The 18,994-nt window shown below is 64.6% G+C and carries 18 protein-coding genes; 8 read left to right on the top strand and 10 right to left on the bottom strand.

The features are described 5' to 3' along the window. The first annotated feature begins 81 nt into the window (after window positions 1–81). Window positions 82–693: a peptide-methionine (R)-S-oxide reductase MsrB gene (gene msrB / locus VGN46_RS15615; RefSeq protein WP_331644822.1), complete on the top strand. Its 612-nt coding sequence runs from the start codon at window positions 82–84 to the stop codon at window positions 691–693. Window positions 694–773: 80 nt separating this feature from the next. Here the strand turns inward: msrB and VGN46_RS15620 are convergent, their stop codons facing one another. After that, window positions 774–3,104: a S9 family peptidase gene (locus VGN46_RS15620; protein ID WP_331644824.1), complete on the bottom strand. Its 2,331-nt coding sequence runs from the start codon at window positions 3,102–3,104 to the stop codon at window positions 774–776. A 97-nt stretch (window positions 3,105–3,201) separates the two neighbouring features. After that, a complete protein-coding gene (locus VGN46_RS15625; protein ID WP_331644826.1) occupies window positions 3,202–4,029 on the bottom strand; it encodes an SDR family oxidoreductase in 828 nt (275 codons plus the stop codon). 153 nt (window positions 4,030–4,182) lie between these two features. Between VGN46_RS15625 and VGN46_RS15630 the strand changes: the two genes are divergently transcribed. Beyond that, window positions 4,183–4,644 (top strand): PA2169 family four-helix-bundle protein, encoded by a 462-nt coding sequence (locus VGN46_RS15630; protein ID WP_331644828.1) that lies wholly within the window; start codon window positions 4,183–4,185, stop codon window positions 4,642–4,644. Window positions 4,645–4,779: 135 nt separating this feature from the next. On the opposite strand, the gene VGN46_RS15635 is transcribed toward VGN46_RS15630, so the two are convergent. The 5 genes from VGN46_RS15635 to VGN46_RS15655 form a co-directional block, all read right to left on the bottom strand. Further along, window positions 4,780–5,301, bottom strand: a complete 522-nt coding sequence (locus tag VGN46_RS15635; RefSeq protein WP_331644830.1) for a hypothetical protein — start codon at window positions 5,299–5,301, stop codon at window positions 4,780–4,782. A 59-nt stretch (window positions 5,302–5,360) separates the two neighbouring features. Then, entirely contained in the window at window positions 5,361–6,134 is a 774-nt protein-coding gene (locus VGN46_RS15640; protein ID WP_331644832.1) for a YdcF family protein, read from the bottom strand. A gap of 36 nt (window positions 6,135–6,170) precedes the next feature. After that, window positions 6,171–6,524 (bottom strand): response regulator transcription factor, encoded by a 354-nt coding sequence (locus VGN46_RS15645; RefSeq protein WP_331644834.1) that lies wholly within the window; start codon window positions 6,522–6,524, stop codon window positions 6,171–6,173. 116 nt (window positions 6,525–6,640) lie between these two features. Further along, window positions 6,641–7,276: a response regulator transcription factor gene (locus VGN46_RS15650; RefSeq protein ID WP_331644836.1), complete on the bottom strand. Its 636-nt coding sequence runs from the start codon at window positions 7,274–7,276 to the stop codon at window positions 6,641–6,643. Beyond that, window positions 7,273–9,216 (bottom strand): PAS domain-containing sensor histidine kinase, encoded by a 1,944-nt coding sequence (locus VGN46_RS15655; RefSeq protein ID WP_331644838.1) that lies wholly within the window; start codon window positions 9,214–9,216, stop codon window positions 7,273–7,275. The genes VGN46_RS15650 and VGN46_RS15655 overlap by 4 nt, the downstream gene beginning before the upstream one ends. 255 nt (window positions 9,217–9,471) lie before the next feature. Here VGN46_RS15655 and VGN46_RS15660 point away from each other — a divergent pair, with 255 nt between their 5' ends. The 5 genes from VGN46_RS15660 to VGN46_RS15680 all read left to right on the top strand — a co-directional run bounded on the left by VGN46_RS15660 (window position 9,472) and on the right by VGN46_RS15680 (window position 13,143). Beyond that, the gene (locus tag VGN46_RS15660; RefSeq protein ID WP_331644840.1) at window positions 9,472–10,059 is read left to right on the top strand and encodes an AraC family transcriptional regulator; all 588 of its coding nucleotides are present in this window, start codon (window positions 9,472–9,474) and stop codon (window positions 10,057–10,059) included. Window positions 10,060–10,280: 221 nt separating this feature from the next. Continuing rightward, on the top strand, window positions 10,281–10,553 hold the full coding sequence (locus VGN46_RS15665; protein ID WP_331644842.1) for a hypothetical protein: 273 nt from the start codon (window positions 10,281–10,283) through the stop codon (window positions 10,551–10,553). Window positions 10,554–10,728: 175 nt separating this feature from the next. Then, the gene (locus VGN46_RS15670) at window positions 10,729–11,643 is read left to right on the top strand and encodes a hypothetical protein (RefSeq protein WP_331644844.1); all 915 of its coding nucleotides are present in this window, start codon (window positions 10,729–10,731) and stop codon (window positions 11,641–11,643) included. Window positions 11,644–11,811: 168 nt separating this feature from the next. Continuing rightward, a complete protein-coding gene (locus tag VGN46_RS15675) occupies window positions 11,812–12,561 on the top strand; it encodes an AraC family transcriptional regulator (RefSeq protein WP_331644846.1) in 750 nt (249 codons plus the stop codon). A gap of 132 nt (window positions 12,562–12,693) precedes the next feature. Continuing rightward, entirely contained in the window at window positions 12,694–13,143 is a 450-nt protein-coding gene (locus VGN46_RS15680; RefSeq protein WP_331644848.1) for a MarR family winged helix-turn-helix transcriptional regulator, read from the top strand. Here VGN46_RS15680 and rhtC read toward each other — a convergent pair. Continuing rightward, window positions 13,140–13,772: a threonine export protein RhtC gene (gene rhtC / locus VGN46_RS15685; RefSeq protein WP_331644852.1), complete on the bottom strand. Its 633-nt coding sequence runs from the start codon at window positions 13,770–13,772 to the stop codon at window positions 13,140–13,142. The two genes, VGN46_RS15680 and rhtC, sit on opposite strands and share 4 nt — an antisense overlap. Before the next feature lie 263 nt (window positions 13,773–14,035). Here rhtC and VGN46_RS15690 point away from each other — a divergent pair, with 263 nt between their 5' ends. Beyond that, the gene (locus VGN46_RS15690) at window positions 14,036–15,340 is read left to right on the top strand and encodes a NupC/NupG family nucleoside CNT transporter (RefSeq protein ID WP_331644854.1); all 1,305 of its coding nucleotides are present in this window, start codon (window positions 14,036–14,038) and stop codon (window positions 15,338–15,340) included. 89 nt (window positions 15,341–15,429) lie between these two features. Here the strand turns inward: VGN46_RS15690 and VGN46_RS15695 are convergent, their stop codons facing one another. Further along, window positions 15,430–16,191 (bottom strand): glutaminyl-peptide cyclotransferase, encoded by a 762-nt coding sequence (locus tag VGN46_RS15695; protein ID WP_331644856.1) that lies wholly within the window; start codon window positions 16,189–16,191, stop codon window positions 15,430–15,432. Between the two features lie 108 nt (window positions 16,192–16,299). Then, the gene (locus tag VGN46_RS15700) at window positions 16,300–18,909 is read right to left on the bottom strand and encodes a M1 family metallopeptidase (protein ID WP_331644858.1); all 2,610 of its coding nucleotides are present in this window, start codon (window positions 18,907–18,909) and stop codon (window positions 16,300–16,302) included. Window positions 18,910–18,994: the final 85 nt, after the last annotated feature.

An 18,994-nucleotide genomic window follows, 5' to 3' on the forward strand; every position in this document is an offset into this window, starting at 1 on the left:
GGAGGTGTAAGGCCGGGGCGGGTTGGCCGGTCTGTGTGGGAAGGGTGCCGTTGGGCGCCCTTTCCTGCTTCCGGAGGTCTTATGCGCCGCACTGATCCTGATCGCCGTCGGTTCCTGGGGGTGTTCGCTGCCGCCGCGGCGGCATCGATCTCCCTTCCGTTCATCCTCAAGGGCACCCGGCCGGCCATGGCCGCCGACGCGCCCAAGCCCATCCAGCCTGGCAATGTGACCCTGGATTGCTTCGCGCCCGACAAGAAGCCGCTGGGAACCTGCGTCGAGGCAAAGGTGATTCTTACCGATGACCAGTGGAAGGCGAAGCTGGATTCGCGCTCGTACTATGTCACCCGCCACGAAGGCACCGAGCCGCCGTACACCGGGCCTGGCTGGAATCGCCACGACAACGGGCTGTACCGCTGCATCGGCTGCGACACCGCGTTGTTCGATTCGGCGACCAAGTTCGATTCAGGCACCGGCTGGCCGAGCTTCTGGCAACCGCTCTCGAAGCGGAACATCGCGCAGAAGGATGACAGGAGCCTGATGGAAGATCGTACGGAGGTGAGCTGCGCCCGTTGCGGCGCGCACCTGGGGCACGTCTTCGACGACGGCCCGGATCCGACCGGGTTGCGTTACTGCATGAATGCGGTGGCGATGCACTTCGTGCCGGTCCCCGGCGTGCACATCAACCTCTCCTAAAGCCATAGTGGTAGGAGCGCGCTTGCACGCGATGGGTGCTTGCCGCAACCCCATCGCCCGCAAGCGCGCTCCTACAAGGTTTAGTGCATGGCCTCGATCGGCGTCAGCTTGAATTCCTTCGGCGGGGTTTCACCCTTGAGGTAACGCACGAAGTAATCCCAGCGGCGGCGCGTCATGTACTGCGTAGCGGCGCCATAACCGTGGTGGGCGTTGGGGATCAGGACCAGGTCGAAATCCTTGTTGGCCTTGATCAGCGCATCGACCACCAGCAGGGTTTCATACGGCGGCACGTTATCGTCCGAGGTGCCGTGCGCCATCATCAGATGGCCCTTCAGGCCATCGACCCATTTCTGGTTCGCCTGGTCGTCGTAGTTGCTCTTGCCATCCTTGTCGGTGACCAGCAGGCCCTGCCACTTCTCCGCCCAGTCGTCTTCGTAGTTGCGGTTATCGTGGTTGCCCGATTCCGAGATACCGACCTTGAAGGTATCGGCGTAACGGAACATCGCTGTCGCCGTGGCATTGCCGCCACCGGAGTGGCCCCAGATGCCGACGCGATCGCCATCGAGCCACGCGTTCTGCTTCACCAGTTGCTTCACCGCCGCGACCTGGTCGGGCAGCGTGTTGTCGCCGATGTTCTGGAAGTAGGCATCGTGGAACGCCTTCGAGCGCAGCGGCGTGCCCATGCCATCGACCGCCACCACGACGAAGCCGAGTTCGGCCAGGGCCTGGTTATCGCCGTGCGATGGCACGAAGCTGCGCGTACGCACCGAACCCACCTGCGGGCCCGGGTAGATGTAGACGACCAGCGGGTACTTCTTTGCCGGATCGAACCTGGACGGCTTGAACATCTGGCCGTAGAGATCGGTCTTGCCATCGCGCGCCTTCACGGTGAACGAGGTCGGCGCGACCCAGCCAGCCGCCTTCAGGCGCGAGATATCGGCCTTGGCGATTTCCTTCACCACCGCGCCGGTATCGCTGCGGCGAACCACGGCCGTGGGTGGCGTATCGATCGTGCTGTACGAATCGAAGAAGTACGTGCCGTCCTTCGACATCGATACGGTGTGGTCAAGCTTCTCCGGGGTCAGCAGGGTGAGGTTCGAACCATCGAAATTCACCTTGTAGAACGACTGGTAGTAGGGATCCACGCCCTTCTCATGGCCGACGCCACGGAACCAGATCGTCTTGGTCTTCGGGTCGACATGGAGGACCTGGGTCACGTTCCAGTCACCCTTGGTGATCTGGTTGACGAGCTTGCCGGTCTTCAGGCTGTACAGGTACAGGTGGCCCCAGTTGCTGCGCTCGGAGAACCAGATGATCTGGTCGGTCTCGGGCACGTACTGCCAGTTCGCGTTCTCGAACCCACCTTCGAAATAGGTCTTGGCCTTTTCGTCGAACACGGTGCGCACATCACCGGTTTCCGGATTGGCGATGCGCACCCACTCCTGGGTGTGGTCGCGCGCGGTCGAAACGAAGGCGATGCTCTTGCCATCCGCCGACCAGCGCACGTCATCCCACACGCCCGGGCTGCACGAGACATCGTCGCAAACCGTCGAGCGGTGCTGGTCCGGTTGTATCTTGAAGCGGACCATCTTCTTGCTCGGCACGTCGATCACGACGCGCTCGATCATGGTCACGTCCTTGTCGCCCGGCAGCGGGTACTTCCACGTATCCACCTTGGGGTGGCCCACGTTGACGCTGACCAGGGTCATCTCGCCGGTCTTGCGCTGGTCCTGCTGGAACGTCGCGATCTTCGACGAATCCGGCGACCAGACGAGGATGGCTTCATCGGTGTGCTTCCAGCCCGCGTTATCGGTCGCGTAGCCGTAGTCCTTGATGCCATTCGTGGTCAGCTGCGTCTCGGCGCCGGTGGCGACATCACGCACCCACAGGTTCCAGTCGCGCACGAAGGCTGCCGACTTGCCATCCGGCGACTTCAGGCCCGGCTCTTCGCCATACGGCTTGCCATTCGGGTCCTTCTTCACCGCGGCAAGCTCGCACTTGCCCATGGCCTTGTCGCATACGTAGTGCTTGCCGCCCGAGGTGATGTCCAGGCCATCGTCCGGACGCACCACGAAATCGGTGACCGGCAGCTTGGCGGGATCGACCTTCTTGCCGGTGGATGCGGAAAGGGCCTTGGCGACCTGGTCGCGATCAAACGCGCGGGTGGCCTGACCGGTGCTGGCGTCCACGGTGATGAACTGGTCGCCATCCTTGTCGTGGTCGCGATACCAGAAATGAGTATCGTCGAGCCACTTCACGCGCTGGACGGAGTGGTCCACCAGCGGGCTGGTGTTGTTCGCCAGCATCGAGTCGGCGCGGCGGTAGTCGTCGACACTGGCGGACTGGGCGGAAGCGGCCCCGGCCAGGCCGAGGAGGATGGCACCGGCGAGCGCCGGGTAAGGCTTATACATGGGTAACCCCTTGGCGGAACGTGTCGGCGCGGAGGGCGCCGCGAACCGGACGAGGCTATCCCCCGGCATCGCGCCGGGCGTATGCCAGAGGTCATGGTCAGCCCTGGCGACCCGGTGTCACCTCCCCGTGCACCCGGAACCGGCGGCCCTGGCGCTCGGTCAGGGCCAGGCCCACCCGATCCGGCAATAGCTTGAAAAGCCCCTTGATGAAGCGGTTTACCCGCCCGTTGATGTAGACGGGCGTACCCGCGTCCACGGCGTCGACGCCCTGGCGGGCCACGGTCGCCGCATCCATCCACATGAATCCCGGCATCTTTGAGACCAGCGAGCGGGCGCCATTGACGTCATGGAATTCCGAATAGGTAAAACCGGGGCACAGGGCGGTGACATGCACACCGGTGCCCTTGGTTTCGAGCGCCAGCGACTGCGAGAACTTGATCAGATAGGCCTTGGAAGCGGCGTACAGAGTGTGTCCGGCCGAGCCGGGCACGTGGCCGGCCAGTGAAGCGACATTGATGATCCGGCCATAGCCTCGTGCCTTCATCCCGGGCAGCAACCGCCAGACCAGCTCGGTAGGCGCGGTCATGAGCACCTGGATAAAGGCTGCGTGCGCGGCCCAGGGCTGTTCGTCGAGGTAGCCGGTGAGGCCGTAGCCGGCATTGTTCACCAGCAGGTCGATGTGCAGGCCCTGCTCGTCCAGCGCGCCTACCAACGCTTCCGCCGCATCGGGCCTGGCGAGATCCAGCGGTGCGACGACCGCCTCGATGGCATGGCGCTCGCGCAATTCGGTCGCGAGGGCTTCTAGACGGTCAGCGCGTCTCGCGGTTAACACCAGGTCGAAGCCACGGCGTGCGAGCTCCCGCGCAAAAGCTTCACCGATCCCGGCGGATGCCCCGGTGACCAGGGCGCGACGATTGGATGCCATGGGTGCTATCTCCTTGCAACGAAACGTGACGACGCAGTATGCATGCCGCGAGCATGAACGAACGGTTTTTGTCATCGAGCGCCCGACGTTACGTTCACGAAATGCACTCGCCTGCAAACGCGATGCTGGCCCTCCCCACCAAGGAGCTGCGCCATGACTGCAACGACCGAACACGACATCAAGATCCTCAACAACCTGATCGAGACGACGATCGATAGCGCTGAGGGCTACGGTGAGGCCGCCAAGGATGCGAGCAGCACGCGCTATGCCGCCGCCTTCCAGCAGCGCGCGTCGGAGCGCCGCCAGGTCGCGCAGCGCCTGCAGCAGCAGGTCCGTTCGCTGGGCGGCAACCCCGAGGACGATGGCACGGTGCTCGCGAAAGCGCACCGCATGTTCGTCGAGCTGCGCGCCAAGATGAGTTCGAAGGATGACACCGCGATTGTTGACGAAGTCGAACGTGGCGAAGACCACATCAAGGCAAAGTACGAGGATGCGTTGAAGGATACCGACGTCACTGCGGGCACCCGTTCGCTGATCAACGAGTCGTATGTATCGGTGAAGAGCGGGCACGACCAGATGCGCGATCTGAAGCATGCGCTGCATGGCACGAACTGATCGTTACGTGATGAGATAAACAAAGGCCCCGGTCTCACGACCGGGGCCTTCCGCTTTTTGTAGGAGCGCGCTTGCGCGCGATCGATGATGCGGCGGGCCCCCATCGCGCGCAAGCGCGCTCCTACAGGCGGCCGGTTACTTTGCGGTGTCGTCTTCGCTCATCAGGCTGTTGATCTTGTCCTTGTGCGACTCATAGAACGCGACGTTCTTCTGGTTCACCTTGGATTGGTCGACGTATTGCGCCATCTGCGGATTGTTCTTCGCTTCCGAGGCGATCGCGGCGTTGGTCATGGCCAGGTTCGCGAGCATGAAGTCACGCGGGGTGAAGCCGTGCTTCTGGATCAGCGGCCCGATACGCGGATCGGAATCGGTGACCGTCTTGGCCAGATCATCGAGCGAGTGAATCTTCGAGAAATCGGTCTGTGCTTCCTTGGGCTTGATGCCCTGCTTCTTCGCATCCTGCGAGACGGCAACGAGGCGATTGAACACATCATCACTGAGGTTGTAGTTCTGGATCGCGGCGCGATCGGATGCCGGGATCTGCGAGGCCGGGTTGGCCGCGGGTGCTGGCTGGGCCGGTGCGGCCTGCTGGGCAAAGGCGCCAGGGGCGATCGAGGCGGTGGCCAGCAGCGCGGTAAGGATGTAACGAGACTTCACGGGCATCTCCTTGGGGTCGGTCCGTGGCTGGACGGTGCGCCAGCATAAAGGGCCAAATGTTAGCTATGTGTCTGCGTGGTCACGTTTTCTTCAGGAACCCGGGGCACGTTCCAGCCCATGAGGTTATAGAAGTGGTAACGCCACACGCCCACGTATTCGTGCAGCGCGAAATCCGCGAAGAACAGGTTTTCGGTGCCCGGAAGCCAGTCGTAACGGGCACGCACGTAATCGCCGCGCACCGCTTCGCCGCGGATGCCAAAGTGCGCGAAGTACAGCACCGCGCGCTTCAGGTGGACCGCGGATGAGACCAGCACGACCTTGTCAGCGTGGTAAGCATCGAGCAGCGGCTTGCTGTTTTGCGCATTCTGGAACGTATTCATGCTGCGCGATTCGAGGATCATGTCGCCGCGCGGCACGCCAAGGCGATCCAGCGTGATCGCGTACGTATCCGCTTCGGCGTGACCGTTATGGGCCGCATCGCCGCCACTGACTTCGAGCTTGCAATCGGCTTGCGTCGCCTTGCATGCGCGGTAGAGCTCCACGGAGCGCAGGATCCGTCCGTTGGCATACAAGCTCGGCTCTACGCCACCGTTACTGCTGCGCACCGTACCGGCGCCAAGCAGGATGATCACGTTGCGCTGTCCCCAGCCCGAGACATCCGGCGCGAAGCCCGATTGCAGGTTATCCAGCAGCAAGCCTGCCACCGGCCCACAGCCCACGCCAAACAGCCAGGCGCAAGCGAGGACGGCGAAGGTGCCGGCCGAACGCCGGCGACGGCGCCAGCCGAACAGCACGGCCAGGAGAAGGAGAATGAGGAACAGGCTTAGGATCATGGGGCCGGAGCGTATCAGACCCCGATGAAAACGACGCTACCGGATCGAAAGCGCACGCTCGAGGCAGGTCACCAGCGCATCCCCGGCAAACGGCTTGCCCAGGTAACAGAACGCGCCCGCTGCCATGACGCTATCGCGTACCGTCTCGTCCTGGAAGCCGGAGACGAAAACAATCGGGTAGGTGCGCCCGCGTGCAAGCAAACGGCGCTGCAGGTCAGTCCCATCCATGCCCGGCATGTGCACATCGGTGACAAGGCAATCCACGCCCTCATCGCTACCTGGGCGGAGAAAATCTTCGGCGGAGGCGAACCCCCGTGCGTCGTGTCCCAGCGAACGGACGAGACTCACGGTGGCCTGGCGCACCGCGTCGTCGTCGTCAACGATCGCCACAATCCTGTTCGCGGCCAAACCTGTGATCCTCGTCACGCGCCTGAGCGGTGTGGACCTACAGTGCGCTCCAACCCCCGGGTTGGGAATCATACGGAGGTTTACGGTGGGCCCGCCGTTCAGGCCTGGTCGCCCAGCGCCTCGGCATGGCGCACCAGGTCGGCCAGCGAACGCACGCCCATCTTGCGCATCACGTTACCGCGGTGGATTTTCACGGTGATCTCGGAAAGCCCGAGCAGCGCACCCACCTGCTTATTCATCAGGCCGGCCGTCACGTGGCGCATCACCTCGCGCTCGCGCGGCGTGAGCGAGGCATACGAGGTGCGCACGGCGGACAGGGCATCGGCATCGCGGCGGCTGGCCGCGTCGCGATCGATCGCCATGGATACGGCATCGAGCATGTCCTGGTCACGGAAGGGCTTCGCCAGGAAATCGAGGGCACCGGCCTTCATCGCCCGCACCGACATCGGGATATCGCCGTGGCCGGTCATGAAGACGATCGGAAGGCGGTTATCCATGCCCGAAAGCTGCGCCTGGAAATCCAGCCCGCTGACCCCAGGCAGGCGCACATCCAGCACCAGGCAGCCCGGCGCCTCGGCGTTATCGCGGGCCAGGAAATCCGCCGCGCTGCCAAAGGTGGCCACGCTCAGGCCGACCGAGCGAAACAGCGAGCCCAATGCCTCGCGCACGGCCTGGTCGTCATCGACGACACAGACGATCGGCGCCTGGACAACGGCGGGCATCGGACGATTCATGCACGGGCCTCCTCGACCACCGTGACCGGCAGCGTGAAATGGAAGGTCGCTCCCCCCTCAGGGCGATTGGTCGCCCAGAGGCGCCCGCCGTGAGATTCCACGGTCGAGCGGCAGATGGCAAGCCCCATGCCCATGCCACCGCCCCGGCTCGTCACAAACGCATCGAAGAGACTGGCGGCGATATCGTCGGGAATGCCCGTCCCCGTGTCCTCCACTTCGACCAGCAGGCTACCGCACGCCCCTTGCCGCGACCGCAGGGTCAGCTCCCTGCGTCCCGGCACGCTGCCCATCGCGCGGATCGCATTGCCCATCAGGTTCATCACCACTTGCTGCAACTGGACGCGGTCGCCGCGCGGCAGCGGCGCTTCACGTTCCATATCGATGGTCAGGCCGACCCGATGGCGAGCCATCTCGCCATCAAGCAGCCGTGCGCACTCGTCGGCGAGCGCACGCAGGTCAAAGCGCACGTGTTGACGCGGCTCCTTGCTGGCGAGGCTGCGCACGCGGTTGACGACTTCGCTCGCGCGACGTGCATCACGCACAAGGCGCTCGATGCCATCGCAGGCCTCGGCAAAATCCGGCTGGTCGCGGCGCAGCCAACGTAAGGCTGCCTCGCCCTGCGTGACGATGGCGGCGAGCGGCTGGTTCACTTCGTGCGCGATCGTCGCGCTCATTTCGCCCAGCGCGGTAACGCGCGCGGCCTGCGCCAGTTCGGCCTGCATTGCCATCAATGCGTGCTCGGCGCGCTTGCGGTCGGTGATATCGACGACGCTCACGAGTACCCGGTCGTAGCGTGATGCGCCTAGCGGCATGCTGATCGCGAAGAGGACGTTGAGCCGCTCGCCCTTCAGGTTCACCAGGTGGGTCTCGCCCTCTGCCGTGCCCGAGCCCTCGAACACGGTCAACAGCACCTGAGCGAAGGTGCGATCGCTACCGGGGAGGAAGCGATCGAGCGGTCCGAGCAGGTCTTCGCGGCGCTGCGCACCGAGCAGGCGTACCGTGGCTGCATTCACATCGGTAACCATGGTCAGCGAACACGCGTCACGGACGAAGGCAGGGTGCCTTGCCAGGTAAGCGGCCAGGTCGACCACGCCCTGCTGGCGCAGCACGGCGATGCGCTCCATGACCAGCGTGTAATCCTCTTCCCAGAATGAGAAGCGCGCGCTTTCGAAGATGGCGCGATAGCGGCGCTCGCTTTCGGCCAATGCCGCATCGGCCGCCCTGCGTGCCGTGATATCGGTGCCGGCTTCGAGGATCAGCTGCGCGCGGCCAGCGGCATCGCGCAGCAGGGCACAGCGCGCCTCGACGAGCACGATACGGCCATCCCGATGTTGCTGGATCAGTTCGCCTTCCCAGCGGCCTTCGGAAAACAACTGGGCATCCATGTCGGCACGGTAGCCAGCGAAAGCGGTTGCCAGCAACTCGCTGGCGCGGCGGCCAACCGCCTCGCGGGCGGTCCAGCCATACAGCGCCTCGGCACCACCGTTCCACTCCACGATCACGTCATCGGTGTCGCGCACGTAGATCGAATCGTGGGTGAGGTTGATCAGGCTGGCCTGGCGGATGATCGTAGCCATGCGTTCGCGGGCACGCAGCGAGAGGACCCCGGTGACGACGATCGCGGCCAGGCTGACGACACAACGCAATAGCGCGGCATCGGGTTCCGGCCAGCCGTGACCACGCAGGTACGATGCAAGGGTGAGCAGGCTGCAACCGGCGACGGCACCCAGGATGGCGGCACGGCTGCCGGTAGCGGCGACAAGCAGGACCACCACCAGGTAAACGACGGCGACCGCGCCCTGCAGGGCGGTGAAGGTATCCACGATGAATACGGCCACGGCAAGCAATGTACCTGCGGCCGACAGCCAGCCGGACGCGGCGCGGCGTGGACCGATCAAGGTCCCGGCAGGCGCGTGGCTGAAAAGTGTCGTTGCTGGCATCAGTGGCTCGCGCTGGGGCAGTCGTGTACAGATTCGGCCAGAATCGTGTCTAAACCCGTCATGGCAGTCTTGCACGCCGGTGATGGTTTTTGACCGTTACGGCACGACCGTTACAAGAAAGGTGTCAAAGGTCCAAATCATCCTTAGGTATGGGCCTCCAGAGCCCAACGTAGAATTCAGTTACCTCCGTATCGCGCATAGGCTGACACCATGGGCGCCGTGCCCATGTCCCCGCCCCCTCCGTGGAGCCAGACCATGCGCTACGAATCCAACGCCTATGCCACGCCCGGTCCCGCCGCCGATGCGTTGCACGCCCTCAACACCTTTGACGTGACCGCTCGTGCAGACGAGCCGACCGTCGCCCGCCTGCTCGAGCAGGCGCTCACGGCGGTGGAAACCGACCTGGCCACCACACGCGCCTGCGTGGCCCGCGTTGCCGCCATGCTGGAGCGGGTCGACACCCCTTCGCAGGCTGCGCCGGTCATGCCGCGCCGCCGCGTCGGTGCCGGCCTGGCCCCATGGCAAGCGCGCCGCGTCGCGGCCCATGTCGATGAGAACCTTGGCTTCGCTATCACCATCGACCACCTGTCCACCCTGGCCGGGCTATCGAGCAGCTACTTCTGCCGCGCATTCAAAGACACCTTCGGCGAGCCGCCGCATGCGTTCATCATGCGCAAGCGTGTAGAGCGGGCCCAGCAGCTCATGCTGCAGACCCGCGAACCGCTGAGCCAGATTGCCCTGGCCTGCGGCCTTTCCGACCAGGCCCACCTGTGCAATCTGTTCCGCCGGCTCGTGGGCCATAGCCCTAGCCACTGGCGTCGGTCGCAGTGGCAGGAAGCTTGAGCCGACCTCCCGGGGCGTGTCTTCCGGCACAAGCGATGAGCACGCCCGATGCCTACGCTGGCACAGGCATCAGGCGCGCCAGCCACCGTCCAGCAGAACGACCCCCGTTCGTCAGGGATGCGCTCGTCACTGAAAGGGTCAGGACAGGCGAGGTAGGCAGTTTGCTGTCTAAGCCATGTGTGGGCGCCACCCCGGGCGGCCACCACGTCGAGGTTACCCGTATGTCGTACGCCCCCGTCATCGATATCCGTTCCGCGACCCTCGCACCCGCGACCAAGGCGCATACCTGGCAAGTCCTGCGCGAGGCCTCGCGCATTGAGCCGGATGAATCCGCGCGCATCGCGTGGTACCGCGATGAGCCGATCGCCACGCTTGAGCGTTACACGGCTGAAACACTCGTCGCGATGGGTCGCTACGTCGAAGTCCTCGATTTCCTGCGCGGCGTCCGCCGGGACCTGGGTCTGGAAACGCCACACGGTTTCGGCGCGTTTTAGGTCTCGGCAGCGTGATCGCGCGCAAGCGCGCTCCTACAACCGATCTGCGCAGGCCATGTAGGAGCGCGCTTGCGCGCGATATCCCCACGGATCTGCGCAAGCCCCTGTAGGAGCGCGCTTGCGCGCGATGCACGGTGCGATATCCTGCGGGCACCTTGCGAGGCGCCATGCATCCGTGTCCATCGACGAAGCCCTGCTACCCGGTAGCGACGAACGCCTGAGCGCCGAGCGCGCTTATGAACTCTACTGGGCCGAACTGCTCGGCGAGGAGCCCCACTTCGCCTGCGTAGGCCGCGGCTGCGAGGCACGTCTTACCTGCGCCTGCCTGAAGAAGCCTGAGCAAACCCTGCTCATCCGCCCGTACTTTCGCTCGTATCGGCTTGAGGACCATGCGCCGGGTTGCGAGGTCGTACACGGCCACGCCGAGCCGAGGGCTGAAAAAAGTGCGGATGTCTTTGAATCGGAGCGCCCCGCGGATCACTTCAGCCGCAAGACCACCGCAACGGGCGTTGCGCGTCGCGCCGCCCCAGCCGGCGGTGGCGGCAACACCCGCCCTTCCCCAGCCCGCCCTAGCCACTACTACCGGCTCTCCTCGCTGGTGCAGAAGTTCCTTGAGCACCGGCGTGACCACGACCTTGGCGAGGCTCCCGTCACCATCGGCGGCGAGACCACGACATACGAAGCGCTGTTCCGCAATGTGTACCGGCAAAAGGTGGCCGATCACCTGCAGACCCGCGCGGTGTGGTGGGGCACCGCATCGTTGCGCGCCACGAAAGATGGGGGCTACTACCTGCGATTCGCGCGCGCGTTCCGCCACGGCGAGGATCTGCTGAAGCCCACGCTGACGCTCACCGCGAAAGACATCGATGCCTACCCCGTGCGCAAGCTGCTGCGCGCGCGTCTCGACAAGCTGATCGCGGAGCACGACGGCTATTGCGTCGTGTTCGTCTGGGCCCGGCCGTGGATGCCAAAAGATGCCGAAAAAGCCTTCGTAAGGTTTTACGTGGATAACCTCGACCATATCGACGTGCGCAGCCCCGAGATCCTCGAAGAGCTGAAGAACACCTCGCGGATCACCGCACCCGGCTGAGCCTTCGAAGCCCTGAAAAACAGCTAGATCGGGTCACCCGGGGAAATGTCCCGAGACAAAATGCAAGCGATTGCATCTTTCACGGCATCTCTACCTCTTTAGGGGGTAGTCGCAGATCCTTGCGTGCGCAATGCTTCGATCCTCATCCGATACCGAGAGGGGTCGGCCATGTACCGCGCCGAGACAGCCTGCTCCGTCAGATACCCGCAAACACCGACGCTGGTGATCGATCTTGCGCAGCGTTCGGCTGCGCTCGAACGGCCCTCCGAGGGCACCCATGTGCAGGCATTGCGTGATCGACTCGCGCTGACCGAAATTGTGCTGGGCCCCGACGATGGGGCGGACGATGACCTCTTGCTGGTGTACCGCACGGTTGGCGCTGCCGACCTGGGCGCTGGTGCCATCCTGTTCCGCCGGGCGCTGGATGCCGGTGACATCGTTCACCCGCCGGCGTTGCGCAGTCTGGCCCAGGTGCTGTTCGATACGCTGCGTACCGAGGAGCCCAACGCCCCGCTCATGGCCCATGTAGCCATGGCGCTCCGTGCGATCGTCCCCGGCCCGCTTCGGGATGACCCCGGCGCAGTGCGTGGTGGCCTGGCCAACTGGCAGGAGCGCCGGGCGCTCGCCTTCATGGAGCAGCGGCTGGACCAGAGCTTCCCAGTGTCCGATGTGGCCGACGTGTGCGGGCTGTCGGTCAACCATTTTTCACGCGCTTTCCGGCGCAGCCTGGGCAAGCCGCCGCATCGCTGGCTGCTGGACCGGCGGATCGACCGTGCTCGCGAACTGCTGCAGACGACCCCGCTACCGCTGGCGGACATCGCACTAGCCTGCGGTTTCGCCGAACAGAGCCACTTCACCCGGGTGTTCACCCGCCTGGTGGGCATGCCCCCGGGCGCCTGGCGCCGCGCGTCCGAGTAAAAATTACAAACGCGGCCAGTAATTTGCAAAGCCACCCGGTTTCAGTCAATTCCCTCTGCCCGCAGGCTGCGTATGATGGCCGCCATACCATCGGCAGGAAACACCACCCATGAGCATGGAAATCGCAATCCGATGAGCGGCGAGCCCGGCACACCCGCCGCCACCCTGCACCTGGGTCGGGACCTGATGCTTGCCGGTTCGCGCCTGCGCGATGCCGTGGGCCGGCGCGCCCAGCGCGAGTTCGGGATCACGGCGTTGCAGGGCGATATGCTCCTGCTGCTGGCTGCCCACGGCAGCATGATCTCCACGGAGCTGGCCACCACCTGCGGCGTCAATGCGAGCACCGTCACCCATGCGGTGGATGCAGGTATCGAGCGTGGGCTGATGAAACGCACACGCAACGATGCCGACCGCCGGCTGGTCGATATCGGGCTTACCCCGGCGGGCAAGCGCATGGCCGAGCGCGTGCGCGCGCTCATCGCCGATGTAGCCCGGAGTGCGCTTGAAGGCGTGGGCGCCCCGCACTTGATGGTCCTGGCGGAAAGCCTGGCCCAGGTCAGCAAGAACCTCGACCGCGACTAGACCGCGCGGCGGCCCAGGATCAGGTGCAGGCCGAACAGGGTGAAGATCGCCCCGGCCCCGCCATCGATCCAGCGGCTGGCGCGGACGTAGCCTCGGCGCATGGCGGGCAGCGCGAAAATGGCCGCCACGACCCCGAACCACAGGAACGTCTCCGCCGTGACCATGGCCCACAGGCCCCAGCGTGCACCGGCGGTCACGCCCTCGCCGATGAAGGCCGAGAAGATCGATGCGAAATAAATAGCGGCTTTGGGATTCGCCAGGTTGGTCAGCAGGCCGCGCACCAGGGCCCGGCCCGGGCTCGAGTCGCGGACATCGACGACGGGCACGGCCGCATCCGGCTTAGCCTTCCACGAGGCACGGAGCATCTGGATGCCCATCCAGCACAGGTAAGCGCCGCCAGCGATGGCGATACCCCGTTCCAGCCAGGCCAGCCGGTGCAGCAGCAGCTGCAGGCCCAGCAAGGCCAGGGCCGCCCAGACCGCTACGCCCAGGGCGATACCGACCACACCGGCGATGGCTTCGCGGCGCGAGCGGCTGGCCGCCAGCTGGCTGACAAAGAAGAAGTCGGGGCCGGGCGTCACAAGGGCTACCAGCTGGACGACGGCAATGGTCAGGAATACATGCGACATGGCTGGATTATGGAGCAGTGCGCCCGTGCGCGCACCCTCGGGGGAGGCCGATTCACCTACCCCACGCCGTCGTAGGAGCGCGCTTGCGCGCGATGCCCCCCGCGACAAGCCCCATCGCGCGCAAGCGCGCTCCTACAACGGTGCTGGTCACCGCCTTCACGCCTTTTTCGCGCTGCGCCTTGCCCCGGGGCGCCCCGTCCCGTAACCTCCCGTTTTTTAAGCGGTCACGGGGCTACCCCCGGGCTTCCAAGGGGTACGTCACGATGCTGGATCTGCTGGGCCACGTTCTGTTTGGCCTGTTCGGTTTGGCGATGCTCGTGGGCATCGCGTTCTGCTTCTCCAATAACAAGCGCTCGGTCGACTGGAAGCTCGTCGCCACCGGCATCACCCTGCAGATCGCGTTCGCCGCTATCGTGTTGAAGGTGCCCCTGGGCCGCGATGTGTTCGACGCGATCGCGACCGGCTTCGTGCGCCTGCTCGACTACGTCGAAGTGGGTTCGCGCTTCATCTTTGGCAGCCTGCTCGATACCAACAAGTTCGGTGTCATCTTCGCCGTGAAGGTGCTGCCCACCATCATCTTCTTTGCCTCCCTCACCGGTGTGCTGTACCACCTCGGCGTGATGCAGCAGATCGTGAAGGGCATGGCCTGGGTGATCACCAAGGTCATGCGCGTCTCGGGTGCGGAAACCACGAGCGTTTGCGCGAGTGTGTTCATCGGACAGACCGAAGCACCGCTCACCATCAAGCCGTACCTCGAGCGGATGACCCAGGCCGAGCTCATGACCGTCATGATCGGCGGCATGGCGCATATCGCCGGCTCGGTGATGGCTGCCTACGTGGCCATGCTGGGTGGCGATGACCCGGCCTCGCGCATGTTCTACGCGAAGCACCTGCTCACCGCTTCGGTCATGGCGGCTCCGGCCACCATGGTGTTGGCCAAGATCCTCGTCCCGGAAACCCAGGAGCCGCTGACCCGCGGCACGGTGCAGATCGAAGTCGAGAAGACCACCGCTAACGTCATCGATGCCGCCGCCACCGGCGCCGGCGATGGCCTGAAACTGGCCCTGAACGTCGGCGCCATGCTGCTCGCTTTCATCGCCCTCATCGCCCTCATCAACGGCCCGGTGCAGTGGATCGGCACGCTTGGCGGCGACCACAGCATCAACGCCTATCTCACCGCGAATGCCGGCCACACGGTCACCTTCAGCCTCGAGACCATTTTCGGCTGGGTACTCGCCCCGGTGGCCTGGCTGATCGGCGTGCCCTGGCACGATGCCACCATGGTCGGCAGCTTCATTGGCGAGAAGGTCGTCATCAACGAGTTCGTTGCCTATGCCGACCTCGCAAAGCACCTGCCTGACCTGATGCCGGAAAGCCGCCTGATCGCGACCTACGCGCTGTGTGGTTTCGCCAACTTCTCGTCCATCGCCATCCAGATCGGCGGCATCGGTGGCCTCGCCCCGAACCGTCGCGCGGACCTCGCCCGCCTCGGCCTGCGCGCCGTGCTCGGCGGTTCCATCGCTACCTTCATGACGGCGACCATCGCCGGCGTGCTCGAGCGATTCTGATCCACGACGAAAGGACACTGTAGGGGCGCGCTTGTGCGCGATCGGGGTTGCCGCGAGCACCCATCGCGCGCAAGCGCGCTCCTACAAGATCACGGCTTGATCTTGATCTCGTAGAGGCTGGACCAGCGTTTGCCGGTGATGAACAGGCGATCGGTCTTGGCATCGTAGGCGATGCCGTTGAGCACGGCGTCGGGGTCGTTGCCGACGTGTTGTTGCTTCACCAGTGGCGCGAGGTCGATCCAGTCGATGACGTGGCCGGTTTTCGGATCGATCCTTGCGATGCGGCTGGTCTGCCACACATTGGCATAGATCACCCCCTTCACCCATTCCAGCTCGTTGACCTGCTGCACCGGCACGCCATCGGCGGTCACGGTAATGCTCCCGGTCTGGCTGAACGTGTCGGGGTCGAGCACCCGGATCACCGGCGTGCCATCGCTCATGTACAGGTGCGTGGCATCGCGCGTCAGCGCCCAGCCCTCGCCGCTGTAACGTACGGTGCCTTTCAGTTCCCACGACGTACGGTCGTAAAGAAAGCCCACACCCTGCTGCCAGGTGAGCTGCAGCAGGTAGGGACCGGCGAAGATGATGCCCTCGCCGAAATACCCCTGCGGGACATCGCGTTGCTGGACGACCTTGCCGGTTTCCAGTTCTACCTTACGCACGCCGGCGCCTTCGTATTCGCCGGTGCTTTCGTAGAGGTAACCACCCTCGTAGAAAAGGCCTTCGGTGAAGGCCTTCGGGTCGTGCGGGTAGCGGTGCACTACCGTGTAGCCACGCACGGGCGTGGAATCCTTCGCGAAGGCGGGTAGTGCGGCAAGCGCCGCAAGGGAAAGTATCAGAGCTCTACGCATGGTTCGCCTGGCATGTAGGAGCACGCTTGCGCGCGATGGGGGGGGCGCGGCAAGACCCATCGCGCGCAAGCGCGCTCCTACAGGGGGTTGGGACCCCACCTTAGCGCATCAGCCGTTCTTCTTGATCCATGCATCCACGGCTGGCAGGCGCTGGTCGCGCACCATCATGCGGTACTGGATCGTGGTCACCGCGGTTTCGGCATCGCGACGCGAGCCTTCGGCGATGTACTTGGCCGAGAAAGCCTTCACCTTGTCGATCGTGCCGGCCTGGAGCGAGCTGCTGGCCAGGGTCGGGTAGTAACGCGCGGCGGAGGTCGAATCGACGAACGCGTCGATCTTGTCCTTGTGCGCCACGGCAAAATCGAACGCCAGCTCCGGGTGCAGGCGCGACACACCGCGGATCAGTGAGGCGCTGTTGGTCTCACCGGGCTCGCCGGTCAGCGACAGGTCCAGCGCACGCTTCGCCAGTGCTTCATCGCGAGCTGCCGAAAGCATGCCGTACAGGCGATCCTTCACCAGCGGGGTCTTCTCCGCCTTGGCCTGCTCATGCAACTTGTCCCAGGTGGCTGCATCGGCGTTCGTCGCGACCACGCCCAGGATCACCTTGCGCAGTTCGGCCGGCATGGTGTCCTTGGCGAAGCGATCGCGCGCTTCGGCCACGACCTTGGCGTCGCCAAGGAAGCCGAGCGTACCGATGAGGGTGGAACGCAGGATCGCCACGGGCGCTTCCTCGCCCTGCTTCGCTTCCCAGCCGATCTGATCGAGCTTCGGCGAGAGGCGGCCGATCGCGTACTTGCGGAAAGCCGCCTGGCGCTTGGCGTCGCCCTGGTAGTACGAATCGAGGCTGCCCAGGTCACCGGCGATCTCTTCCCACAGCTGCGGCGTGGCATCCAGCGGAGCGACCTTGATCAGGTCAAGCACATCGGAGGTCGGCTGCAAGCCCACCATGCCCTGCGCCCAGGTATCGCCCATCAGGCCGAGCTGGTCGATAGGCTCGAGCTTGGTGAATGCGCCCTGCAACTGCTTCATCTGCGCCGGTGCGTACAGCGTGCGGTAGTAGCCGGTCTGGCCCGCGTTGACCACGACCGGGCCGCAACCGGCCACGGTGAGCGTGCCCTTGCCGTCGAGCAAGATGGACGCCGCGGCACCACCGACGGTCTTCGCGATCACCGGCACATGCCAGCCCAGCGGCTTCTTGTCCGGGCGATCACGGGTGAACTCGCCCTGCGAAAGCGTCAGCGTCGTCGAGCCATTGGCGCAGGACACCGATTCCACCTTGACCAGCGGAATACCCGGCTGCAGGGTGAAGTCGTGGGCGATCTGGGTCACGGGCTTGCCGGCGGCGGTCTCGATCTCCTTCCACAGGTCATCCGATACCGTGTTGCCGTAAGCGTGTGCCTTGATATAAGCCTGCACGCCCTTGCGCCATGCATCCGGGCCCACATAGGCCTCGAGCATGCGAATCACGGATTCGCCCTTGGCATACGTGATCGCATCGAACGCCTGGCTGGCCTGCTCAACCGTCTCGACGTGCTGCACGACGGGGTGGGTGGTGGCGACCGCATCACGGCTCATCGCGCTGTCACGGATGTCTACCGCATCGAGGTTGGTGTGCCATTCCGGATGCAGGCGCTCGGTGGTCCGCGAGGCGAGCCAGGAGGCGAAGCCTTCGTTCAACCAAAGGTCATCCCACCAGCGCATGGTGACCAGGTCACCGAACCATTGGTGCGCCATTTCGTGCGCGGCGGTGTTGAACACTTCCTGCTTGTCGGCCTGCGTGGAGATGCTCGGATCGAGCAGCAGCGCGTATTCAAAGGTGTAGATCGCACCCCAGTTTTCCATGGCCGCGAAGAACTGGCTCTGGCCCGGGCTGGCGATGTTGTCGAGCTTGGGCAACGGGTACGGCACGCCGAAATACGCGTTGTATTCCTGCAGCACGGCCTTGCCGGAGTCCAGCGTGAACTGCGCCTGCGAGGTCAGCCCCTTCTGCGTGATGACGCCGATCTCGACACCTTCGCTCTTGGTGGTGATGCGATCGAACTCACCCGCACCGAAGAACACGAGATAGGTCGACATCTTCGGCGACTGGCCGAAGCTCCACTTCACCAGGCCATTGCCGAGATCCTTCTTCGATGCGGCCGGCATGTTGCTCACGGCCATGTCATCGGCGGGCACGGTGGCATCGAGCGTGAACGTCGCCTTGTAGTTCGGCTCATCCCACGACGGGATAAAACGGCGTGCGTCGGAATTCTCGAACTGCGTGTACAGCGCGCGCTTCTTGCCCGAGGCCTTGGTGTCGTAATCGATGGCGAACAGGCCGTTGGCCTGCGTACCGATCTTGCCGGTGTAGTCCATCGACAGGCGATAGGCACCCGTGGGCAGCGGCTTGGCGAAGGTGAAGGTAGCGGTCTGGTGTTCCGCATCGACGGAAACCTTCGGCGTGCCAAACGCGGACTTGCCCTTCGCGGCAGCGAGCTTCACGTTGGCGAAGGTCATGTCGATCGCGTTCAGGGTGATCGTCGCCGTGGGCTCGAGCACCTCGACGTCGATGGCAATCTTGCCATCGAAGGTGAGCTTGTCGGCGTGCGGCACGACCGAGACGTCGTAATGCGACGGGCGCACCGTGCGCGGAAGCTGGGTGGGCGCGTCGGCTGCGGCAGCGACGGTGGCGAAGCCGGCGAGCGCAAGAGCGATCGCGCTGACAAGTGTTTTACGCATGGGGAACCCCTGATGGTGGACCTGGCGATGGTCCAGCCACGCGGGGGAATTAGATAGCGCCGGAAGTCATGATCGCAGGAACCTG

Origin of the sequence: Luteibacter sp. (genome assembly GCF_036500425.1) — a bacterium.
GTDB lineage: Bacteria > Pseudomonadota > Gammaproteobacteria > Xanthomonadales > Rhodanobacteraceae > Luteibacter.